Below are 9,345 nucleotides of genomic sequence, written 5' to 3'. Positions count from 1 at the left end.
GAAGTGGTCCTTATTTTTTATTCAAAAATAATCAAAGCCGGTGAAATTTTACTTGTCGTAAAATTTCACCGGCTTTTTCATTTCAGAGATGGGTTTTGTCCCAGCCTCTTTGCTTTATAATAAATGATTAAATCCTTTTGATCCAGGTGGTGCATGTTGAATCATTTCAATAAATGGCACAGTATAGGCTACTAAAATAAGGACAACAATGATACCTACCCATAATTTCCAATTTTCAAGAATCATAGGTGTCTTTTCAGCTGCTTCTTCAACCTCACCGATAGGGAATTCTGTTTCACCCTTTGGAGCAAAGAAAGCAAGATTTGTCACAATGACAATAATCAAAATGATACCAATGAATAGGATTGATCCACCAACTGCTTGTGCAACCTGATAAGGAATCCAGTCAAGTGCTTGTGCCGAATCTCCATAGGTTGAAAATGATGAACGACGTGGTGCACCGAGAAGGCCTGCAAAATGCATTGCCGATGACATAAATGTCATTCCAATAACCCAAACAATGGTTTGAACAATCGCTAGTTTATTCATTGCCTTCGTCATAATTCTTCCAGTTAAATGAGGAATTAACCAATACGCAATTCCAAAGAAGGTTAATAGGACTGTTGTTGCAACTGTCAAATGGAAATGCCCTGTTACCCAAATGGTGTTATGGACCACTTGGTTCAATTGATGACTTGCATTAATTATTCCACCCGCACCTGCAGGAATAAAGATTAACATTCCCATAAATGGTGCAAAGAATCTTGCATCTCCCCATGGTAGCTTGCGGAACCATCCAAATAATCCAGTAGCACCCTTTGAACGACCATACATTTCAAAGGTAGCAAACATAGAAAATGCTGTCATTAAAGAAGGGATGATAACTAAGAAAGTCAGAATAACCTGTAAGTACTTCCAAGAAGGTGCTATACCTGGTTCAGTTAGCTGATGGTGAAATCCAACTGGAATTGAAAATAATAAGAATAGAACAAATGATAGTCTTGCTAATGAATCTGAGAAAATCTTACCACCAATAATCTTTGGAATAATCACATACCATGCCATATAAGCAGGTAATAACCAGAAATATACAAGTGGATGTCCAAAATACCAGAATAGAGTACGACTAATTAATACATCAATTGTATCAACAAAGCCTAGCGACCATGGTATATATTGAATTAATACCGTTGCAGCTACACCTAAAGTAGCTATTAACCATAGAATCATCGTAGCTATAGCCATGTAACTTAATAGTGGGGATGCTTTCCCTGGATGTTGCTTTTTCCATTTCGCAAAATGAATAAACATGGCGATTCCACTAACCCAACTACCGACAACAACTAAGGCTAATCCAATATAAAACGTTGGATGTGCCATAAGTGGAGCATAGAAAGTATAGAGCACTGATGCTTTTCCAGTTAAAATCGCTGAGGCAGTTAATGAAGTTCCGAAAGTCATCAACCAAAATCCAATCCAGCCTGAGCGACGAACCTTATCTGAAAGAGTTCCTGATGTTTTACTTAACCCAGCAAATAGAAAACCGACAATAAAGAAAGTAGTAAGAACTAAACCTAATAATACTCCATGAACTGTAAGTAACTGATAATATCCGATTCCAGCAGGCAGCTGAAATTGACCAGATCGTACGAGTGTTTGTAAAAGTCCAGCTGTTCCTCCAAGTGCCAAAGCAATAAATGCCACATAAATATGAGCCATCGATAATTTAGCATCGAGTGGGGCCACTTTACTCTCCATTTTCATCATTATTCAACCACCTCAATTCGTGCATTCATTAAATGATGTCCTGCTCCACAGTATTCATTACATAAAATTAAATACTCACCAACCTGATCAAACGTTTGAGTATATCTGCTAATGTAACCAGGTTCAACCATCATATTAACGTTCGTTCCAGCAATTTGAAATCCATGAACGACATCAGTCGTTGTGACGATAAAGGTAACTTCTGCTCCCTTTGGAACTGAAATGATGTTTGGGGTAAACATAAATGCACTAGTGACGATAACCACCTCATATTGGTTATCACCTACCTGTCTTAACCCAGGTTCATCAAATGGGGCAGTTTCAAGTACCTTTTCAGGATCAATTGTTTGTATATTACTTGCAGGCTGGTGTCCCATTGCAAACGCGCCGATACCAACAGTAGCTAGAAAGACAACCAGTGTTCCAATTCCAAAAATGAGCCATATTTTTTCAAACTTATGGATATGCATGGCTTAACCTCCGACATTAATAAGTATTTTTTAATTTAATGATGATTTCAACGTCCTATAATCGATCAAGGAATAGAAAGTATACACCAAGCCATGTAACAATTAAGAAAAAACCTAGTATGAAAACAGAAGCTAAGGTCCCTTTAGTGATGAATCTTCTTTCTTCAGTTTGGTCTTTGTTCCTTTTACTTTGTTTAGTTCAACCTTGGGCATTATCCGTTCATCTCCCTTCATAGTAAAAACATCAATGAATACACTTTCATCATACAAAACTATTTTTTAAATAAAATACAGTTTTACGGATTTCACAAATTGTTCATTGATAACTTTACCACTATGATAACTGTGTGAAATTGGTTTAACAGTGATATTAATCACAAAATAGCTGGGTGAAATGTGGAGATATTGTGAAAAAAACAAGCTAGATTAACTCTAAGCGAATAACATTAAATTGAAATACTCATATAGTGTTAATAAAGTCATATAGAAAGGTGATCATCAAATGAAAAGGTACTATTGCTCAAAATGTCATACTTTACTATTTGAAAATCATCAAAAATGCTTAAAATGTGGAAACACTAAAATAAATAGCATTGAAATAAATGTTCAAAAATAAAAAGGCTGCTTTTGCAGCTTTTTTGGTGAGAAAGAGTAGAATGACTTACTAACAAATAAAAGGGGATATGTCATGATCAGTACTTTAACTAAGCATGAATTTACTGCTAATGATGGTTCATTGATTACCATTAGACCTGTTGAGCATGATGATGCAGGTAACATCATTCAAGCCGTCCGAGAAATCATTGAAACAGGAACATTTATTCAAAAAGAAGAACCAAGGACTATTGCAGAGGAAGAGCAATTTATCCAAGATATGAAAAAGAAAGACAATATGTATATTGCCATCTTAAGAAACAACGAGATAGTTGGGATTGCTCGCGTAATCAGAGGTGAATTAGCTATGAAAAACCATGTGGGATTATTCCGTACATGGCTAGTTGCAAGTGCACAGGGGTTAGGAATTGGGAAATTAATTATGGAATATACATTGAAGTGGTGTATGGCTCATAAGCTACATAAATTGTGTTTAACTGTTTTTGCAAGTAATCAAGTTGCATTTGCGCTATATCAAAAGTATGGGTTTGTTGAAGAAGGAAGACAAAAAGACCAAGTAATCCTAAATGGTTCATTCGACGACGAGATTCTAATGGCGTACTTTTTAACCAAAAATTAACTGATGATTATAGTGAAATAATAAGATATAATGAACATGCACAGCAACAAAGCAACAACTCCTTTAAAACGTTGGCTTTCCTCAAGTAAGATGGGAAAGCTTTTTTTTATGTCTTTAAGTCTAACTCTTTTGTATAGATCTTCATGAAAAGGAAATAGTAACCAGTATGTAATGTTAACTAATGGGGTGTATCAGTTGCCGTCAGTGCTATCTATAGGTGTATGCAATCCAGAATATGTAGTATTTCAGGAGGATACCGGCCAATTCGCACGAGAAGTATTTGGTGAATCATTTCCAGACATCGATCGACTATTAAATGTATTTGGAAACGGCCAAATCAACAAAAGATATTTCACTGCTTCCTTAGATTGGTTTAAAGAAAATCATAGCTTTGAAGAAAAGAATCAATTATACATAAAACATGCTGTCAGTTATGGTGTTAAAGCAATTCAATCCTGTTTATCAGACCCTACATTATTGAAAGTGAATATTCATTATGAAGAAATTGATGCGATTTTCTTTATCTCATCAACTGGAATAAGTACTCCAAGCATTGATGCGAAAATTATGAACCTATTACCATTCTCACCACATACAAAACGAATTCCAATATGGGGATTAGGCTGTGCCGGTGGAGCTTCTGGACTTTCACGGGCCTTTGATTATTGTAAGGCATATCCGAATGCAAAAGTACTTGTTCTAACTATTGAACTGTGTAGCTTAACGTTTCAAAAACAAGATCAATCTAAGAGTAATCTAATTGGTACCTCTCTATTTGCTGATGGAGTGGCATGTGCTTGTGTCATAGGGGACAAGGTTGATTCCTCAATTAGTCATTTAAAGACACTTCCAACCATTCTAGACACGCTATCTACATTGATGCCACATTCTGAAGAAGTGATGGGATGGGACTTTAAGAATACTGGTCTTCATGTGATCTTCTCCAAGGATATTCCAACAATTATAGAGTCGTGGCTAAAGGATAATGTCATCTTGTTTTTAAAGAGGCATCAATTATCGCTTCATGATATTGTGCATTTTATCGCTCATCCAGGTGGTAAGAAAGTGATCCAAGCATATGAAAAGGCATTAGGATTTTCAAAGGAAATGACAAGTCATTCACTTGAGGTTCTAAAAAATCATGGGAATATGTCTTCAGCAACAGTTCTTTATGTATTAGCTAGGTTTATGAAATCACCTAATGTAACTAGAGGGGATTATGGTTTAGCAGCAGCTTTAGGTCCAGGTTTTAGCTCCGAATTACTTTTATTAAAATGGGGGTAAAGGAAATGCTCTATTTTGTTTTATTTTTTTCGTTTTTATTAGTGCAACGATTGGTTGAGCTGTATATTGCTAAAAAAAATGAAGCTTGGATGAAGGCAAATGGAGCGTATGAAGTAGGAGAAGAACATTATAAGTACATAGTTGGTATCCATATATTGTTTTTTCTTAGTTATTTTATAGAGGTATACCAAAAAGGAACGCAGTTTTCTTCTTGGTTTCCTTTTTTGATGACAATGTTTGTACTAACGCAATTGATAAGAATCTGGATTATTAAATCCCTTGGGAGATATTGGAACACAAAGATCATTATCCTTCCAAATAAAGAAATCATAACAAGAGGTCCTTATCGGTTTTTGCGTCATCCTAACTATGTTGTTGTCGTTATTGAATTGATGTTAATTCCATTGATATTTAATGCATATCTAACAGCCATTCTTTTTTCCATTTTAAATTTGATTATTTTATCAATTCGAATACCAGCTGAAGAAGAGGCATTAATAAAGCTAACTGATTATGAAGATAAATTCTCGAATACTCAACGATTTTTTCCGAGAACGACAAAATAATTCAGAATAATGTTGAAAATCAATATCGTTCTTGTTAAAATAAACTTATCTTAAATGAGACTAATTATCAATATCGGTTGTACTCTTATGAAAGAAGGTGCAAATAGGATGTTAGCTTTTTTTATCCTTCCTACAATTGTAATTTATAGTTTTCTTATGTATTTTGTCGTAAATCGAGTGTTAAAAGCTCCGAAATCTAAAACTGCATGATCTTGAAAAATAAGGTTTTACATATTTTTTCATATAACCAGGGCGCAATACCTGGTTTTTTTGTGCTTCAATATCATTAGTTTTGTTTAAATTTAATTTAGAATAGAGTAAAATACTATTAATACTGTAAAAAAGGGATATGAGGGGTATAAATATGGTCGAGGTCATGGGACGTGTGGAGCTTTCAAAAGAAGAATTACTACATAGATTGACAGCAGTATATGATGAGATGAAGAATGACAAGGATCATGCTAAAAAAGTAATACAATTAATGAAAAAGCTTAATCAATCAGAATTCATGATTGGATTTTGTGGTCACTTTTCTGCAGGGAAATCAAGTATGATTAATGAATTGATTGGAGAAGAGTTATTACCATCTAGTCCAATACCAACAAGCGCAAATTTAGTTATGGTGAAAAAGGGCAGAGAATATGCACGTGTCTATTATAAAAACAATGATATCATCGAATATCCTGCTCCTTATAATTATGATGTAATCAAACAGTATTGTAAAAACGGAGAAGAGATTGACTCTCTTGAAATAAGTCATAATACAGATAAACTCCAAAAGGGAACAACCATTATGGATACTCCCGGAATAGATTCAACAGATGATGCACATAGGGTAGCAACTGAATCTGCATTACATTTAGCTGATGTGATTTTCTATGTGATGGATTATAACCATGTTCAGTCAGAGTTGAACTTCCAATTCACAAAGGAGATGACTGATCGGAATAAATCAATCTATTTAATTATTAATCAGATAGATAAACATCAAGAATCCGAGTTATCGTTTGAGCAATTCAAAGACAGTGTTGAAGAAGCGTTTAATGATTATCAAGTAAGACCTGAAGGAATTTATTATACGAGTTTACGTGATAGAGAACATCCTTATAATCAACTTAATGAACTGAAAGCTTTAATATCAGATAAAATTCTACATAAAGAAGAACTACTTAATCAGAGTACTCTCGAATCCACAAAACAGCTGATTGATGAGTATATAACAGGATTTGAACATAGTCAGAGTGAAGAAAAAGAGAAGTTGGAACTCATGTTATCAGCTTTAACTGAAGAACAAAGAGTCAATATGGATGATCAAGTGAATTTGATTAAGTCAGAGCTAGAATTGGAGCAGGATTCACTCGAACAAGCCAAAACGTTCTTTTATGATGGTTTGAACAAAGTACTTGATAATGCGATTTTGATGCCATTTTCAACAAGGGAATTAGCCAAAAACTATCTGGAATCACGCCAAAATGAATTTAAAGTAGGTTTGATTTTTTCCAAGGCGAAAACGGAAAAGGAGCGGGAAAATCGCTTAAATCAATTTTACGAAGATTTACAAGATAAGGTGACTTCACAAATTCAGTGGCATTTGAAGGAGTATGTTAGCCGTTTTTTAAAGGAGAATCAACTAAGTAATTTGTTAGGGCTAGTTCAAGAATTCGACCTACCATTAAAAAAAGAAACACTCATCAATTCTTATAAGTCCGGTGCGCGTTTAACAGGAGAATATGTTCTTACTTATACTGATGATGTAGCAAATGAAATAAAAAAACAATATCGTAAGGTTGCATTACATGGTCTTGAACAAATCATGATTGAGCTTGAGAAAACAACAAATAAGAAAATAACTAAGTTAAAAGCTGAACTGACATCTTTAAAAAATGTTCAAGAGGCGATATCTAAATTAGAAATGATGCACTATGAGTATGAACAGAGGCAAAAAAAATTACTTGATTTATTAATAGAGGGGGATACCCATCATCGTAGAGAAGAGATTGATCAACTCTTACAAGAAACGAGCAATATCATTATTTCTTCTACTGATGAATTAATTACTACAAATAACAAACAAAATGAAGAAAAAGAAATAGAAAAACCTGTACACTTAGAATTGAAAAAGACAGATGATAAACAGCGTGTGCAAAAAACGATTCAGGATTTGTTAAATGTTAAAAGTGAAATTGAAACAATCAAAGGATTAACTACTTTGGCTAATGATATGGCTGAAAAGGCTGAAAGACTCGAACATAATCAGTTTACAGTTGCTTTATTTGGTGCATTTAGTGCAGGTAAATCTTCATTTGCTAATGCTTTGATTGGAAGTAACATTCTACCAGTGTCACCTAATCCAACGACAGCAACGATCAATAAGATTAAACCACCGACAGAAGCGTACCCACATGGCACAGTCATTGTTAAACTCAAATCGCAACAACATCTGCTGGAGGATTTGATTCATTCGTTACAGGTATTTGGTATTGAGGCCAAAAATGTAGAGTCAGCGATACAATCAATAACTTTATTTCTTATAAATGATGTGGAGCTAAGTGGCAAAGAAAAACCTCATTTCCGGTTCTTAAAAGCCGTCAGCAGTGGTTTTGAAGCTAGTCGTTCTCACTTAGGAAATCATCTACATGTTGATATTGATGCGTTTAAAGAGTACGTGGCCATTGAGGAGAAGGCTTGTTTTGTTGAATGGATTGAGCTCTATTATGAGTGTGAATTGACTAGTAAGGGGATTACTTTAGTTGATACACCTGGAGCAGACTCTATTAATGCAAGACATACTGGGGTTGCATTTAATTATATTAAAAATGCAGATGCTATACTATTTGTGACCTATTATAATCATGCATTCTCAAAGGCTGATCGTGAATTTCTCATTCAATTAGGACGTGTGAAAGATTCCTTTAGTATGGATAAGATGTTTTTTATTATTAATGCTGCTGATTTAGCCTCTTCTATAGCTGAATTAGAAGATGTAAAGGAATATGTTGGTACTCAGTTAATTAGTTATGGGATTAGAAAACCAAGGTTGTATGCTTTATCAAGTCAAATGGCTCTAAAGGAAAAAACTTCGCAGGAAAAACTAGCTCAATCGGTATTAGAGTCATCTAATATACATAGCTTTGAAGTCGATTTTGACGCGTTTATTGTTACAGAACTAATCGAGATGACCATTCAATCAGCCTATGAAGATATTCAGCGAGCTAAATCAACTATCAATTATTATATTGAATCAGCACAAGAAAGTAAGGAAGCTAAGAGACATAAGCTAGAGCAGGTTAAAAGACAGGAAGAACAGTTGCTTGAGATGCTTGATTCACTTAAGTTAACTGCTCAAAAAGATGCATTAATTCAAGAAATTTCAGAACTGACTTATTATGTTAAGCAGAGAATCTTCTTGAGATATTCAGATTTCTTTAAGGAAGCCTTTAATCCAGTGTCACTTAGAGATGATGGAAGAGATTTAAAGAAAACGCTATGGGTATGTTTGGATGAACTGATTGACTCGATTGGTTTTGATTTAGCACAAGAGATGAGAGCTACCTCATTACGTATAGAAGGGTTCATTCAGCAGACTGTTAAAACTATATTACTCTCATATACTCACGATATAAATGAAATAGATGAGCATATTTCATTATCAAAATCAATACAGCATGATTTTCCTGAAATTGACTTTGAAAATGCCTTGCAAGATATAGAACAACAACAGTTCAAAAAAGCAATTGCTCTTTTCAAAAACCCTAAGTCATTTTTTGAGAAAAATGAAAAGAAGATGATGAGTCAAGAAATTGAACATCTTCTTCAGGAACCAGTTTCAAACTATCTAAAAGAACAACAAACAAGATTAGATGAGTGGTATGTAAACGAATTTAATGTATCCATTGCTGAAATGAAAAAGAAAATTAGTAGTGAGATTACTGACTATTATGAGGGATTCAAGCAAGCCTTATCAGAGGAAGTAGATATTGAAAAATTACTATCCATTCAACAATCAATGACAAAACTAACATAA

At 34.3% G+C, this 9,345-nt stretch carries 6 protein-coding genes and 1 pseudogene; 4 read left to right on the top strand and 3 right to left on the bottom strand.

From position 1 onward, the window contains the following. Positions 1 to 114: 114 nt before the first annotated feature. The 3 genes and pseudogenes from F7888_RS04105 to F7888_RS23030 form a co-directional block, all read right to left on the bottom strand. Positions 115 to 1,767: a b(o/a)3-type cytochrome-c oxidase subunit 1 gene (locus F7888_RS04105; protein WP_191777419.1), complete on the bottom strand. Its 1,653-nt coding sequence runs from the start codon at positions 1,765 to 1,767 to the stop codon at positions 115 to 117. Further along, entirely contained in the window at positions 1,767 to 2,237 is a 471-nt protein-coding gene (locus F7888_RS04100; protein WP_191777418.1) for a cytochrome c oxidase subunit II, read from the bottom strand. Before F7888_RS04100 ends, F7888_RS04105 begins: the two co-directional genes overlap by 1 nt. A 55-nt stretch (positions 2,238 to 2,292) precedes the next feature. After that, a pseudogene (locus tag F7888_RS23030) lies at positions 2,293 to 2,450 on the bottom strand (cytochrome c oxidase subunit 2A). A 475-nt stretch (positions 2,451 to 2,925) separates the two neighbouring features. Here F7888_RS23030 and F7888_RS04090 point away from each other — a divergent pair. From F7888_RS04090 to F7888_RS04075, 4 genes are all read left to right on the top strand, one after another. Then, positions 2,926 to 3,471: a GNAT family N-acetyltransferase gene (locus F7888_RS04090; RefSeq protein WP_191777417.1), complete on the top strand. Its 546-nt coding sequence runs from the start codon at positions 2,926 to 2,928 to the stop codon at positions 3,469 to 3,471. A gap of 195 nt (positions 3,472 to 3,666) precedes the next feature. Next, positions 3,667 to 4,755 (top strand): type III polyketide synthase, encoded by a 1,089-nt coding sequence (locus F7888_RS04085; RefSeq protein ID WP_191777416.1) that lies wholly within the window; start codon positions 3,667 to 3,669, stop codon positions 4,753 to 4,755. Positions 4,756 to 4,760: 5 nt separating this feature from the next. Continuing rightward, positions 4,761 to 5,321 (top strand): isoprenylcysteine carboxyl methyltransferase family protein, encoded by a 561-nt coding sequence (locus F7888_RS04080; RefSeq protein ID WP_191777415.1) that lies wholly within the window; start codon positions 4,761 to 4,763, stop codon positions 5,319 to 5,321. A gap of 364 nt (positions 5,322 to 5,685) precedes the next feature. Then, positions 5,686 to 9,345 carry a dynamin family protein gene (locus F7888_RS04075; protein ID WP_225228582.1) on the top strand — a complete coding sequence of 1,220 codons (3,660 nt, stop codon included), beginning with the start codon at positions 5,686 to 5,688 and terminating at the stop codon, positions 9,343 to 9,345.

The organism is Litchfieldia stipae, from assembly GCF_014837155.1.
In the GTDB taxonomy this organism is placed as follows: Bacteria; Bacillota; Bacilli; order Bacillales; family Bacillaceae_L; genus Litchfieldia.
This window is presented reverse-complemented; position numbering and strand designations above follow the sequence as displayed.

Coding starts and splice junctions, on each gene's coding strand:
- F7888_RS04090 (WP_191777417.1), top strand. CDS start 2,926: ATGATCAGTACTTTAACTAAGCATGAATTTACTGCTAATGATGGTTCA.
- F7888_RS04075 (WP_225228582.1), top strand. CDS start 5,686: ATGGTCGAGGTCATGGGACGTGTGGAGCTTTCAAAAGAAGAATTACTA.
- F7888_RS04100 (WP_191777418.1), bottom strand. CDS start 2,237: ATGCATATCCATAAGTTTGAAAAAATATGGCTCATTTTTGGAATTGGA.
- F7888_RS04105 (WP_191777419.1), bottom strand. CDS start 1,767: ATGATGAAAATGGAGAGTAAAGTGGCCCCACTCGATGCTAAATTATCG.
- F7888_RS04080 (WP_191777415.1), top strand. CDS start 4,761: ATGCTCTATTTTGTTTTATTTTTTTCGTTTTTATTAGTGCAACGATTG.